The organism is Parendozoicomonas verongulae, from assembly GCF_009711465.1.
Classification (GTDB): domain Bacteria; phylum Pseudomonadota; class Gammaproteobacteria; order Pseudomonadales; family Endozoicomonadaceae; genus Sansalvadorimonas; species Sansalvadorimonas verongulae.
The window spans coordinates 1-1394 of record NZ_SMME01000555.1; the positions used below are offsets into that span (position 1 = coordinate 1).

Sequence of the window (1394 nt, forward strand, 5' to 3'; positions counted from 1 at the left end):
GGAGTAAGACTGGAAGATTGCCCCGACATTTCCTTTTGAACCTTATCCTTAAGCATCCGCAGCTGCGATACAATCTCTCCATGCCCGTCCTGAGGACGGTAGCCCCCCTTATGCTGCTCGATACCTTCAGTGATGGTGTCACAGAGCTGGACGATTCGCTCCAGTGTTCCCCGCCATTTTGCATCGATAACAACCCCCTTTTTGAGTTCATCGACATAGGCGTTAAGCTCAGCCAGCTCCCTCCGGTAGGCATAAGGTAATCCCAGCTGGTCGGATAATCGACGAGCAGCTTTTGGGGTCAGTTTGGCCCAGCATTCAGTCACCGGCTGATTATCACTATCCATAAAATGGTAAAGCCGCAGGTCGGCCCGCTCTATATCCTGGCTGAATACCGGCAATGAGTAACCATCCACACCACTGGCGGAAATCGCCCCCTGTTCCACCTGCGTGATTCGCTCACCCCCACAGCACCCTGGATATCGCCTGGCCAGATAGGCGAGTCGCTCATGAATGGTTCTACTCAACCGTTGCCTGTCGATCGGTTTATCGGGACCCAAAACTTCAACCAGCCTGCCTATTTCAGCGGTATCTGCGGCGATAAGCTCTGCGGTAACGCAGGCCAGAACGTGCTTATCAAGCGTCGTAAACAGTTGTGCTGCATTTTGCAAACCAACCAGAACCATGGGATCCGGCACTATTTGCTTTGCAGGTTTTGATTTGGGGTCTTTAAAAGCATCCAGCTCCAGCACCGTTCCCGCAAAAGTCCCTTGCTTACGTTTCGAAGCGAAAGGCCCACAAAACTCTCCCGACTCTCCCCAGTCCAGAGGAATCAATTGACCTTGCGGATCAACCAGGGTGTTATCAAATGAGTAACCTAAAATATCGACATTACCCAGTACCGAGGCGACAAGATAAAGCCTGGCCAGCTGTCGTTGGTCGGCCTGCTTCAGAGCCGTTTCATCGATTCTTAATCCATCCTGCCATTCGGATACCACAAATGCCCTGCCATCTTTTCGTACCAGCTGTACCGGAGGGACAGACAACCCCAAAATACCAGCCAGCCTGGCCATCAACACCTCGTTGCGGGCCGACTCCGGATCTTTCGGCTCTTTTATGTAGTACAATTTTCCCGTTTCTTTGTCCCGATACTGACCGGCAAAGCCTGTGTCTGCGCTACAACCTTTACGATGAGTCAGCTTTTCCATAGTCGTGGGGTTAAGGGTTGAGACTTCAGGTGGATCACCGGCATTTTCCCGGTACAGCTTATACAAATCAGGCGCAGTTTCTTTTAAATGCTCCAGCTGGCCGCGCAAGGCATTATCCAAAAATTCAAAACCCGTTTTCAGGTCTTGTTTCAATGCGTTGGAAACAGCCTGCTCCTGCGGCTCTTCAAA

At 51.4% G+C, this 1394-nt stretch carries 1 protein-coding gene; it reads right to left on the reverse strand.

Annotation, left to right across the window (positions count from 1 at the left end):
• On the reverse strand, positions 1 to 1394 hold a 1394-nt coding region (locus tag E1189_RS22845), incomplete at both ends, for a hypothetical protein (RefSeq protein ID WP_196220980.1).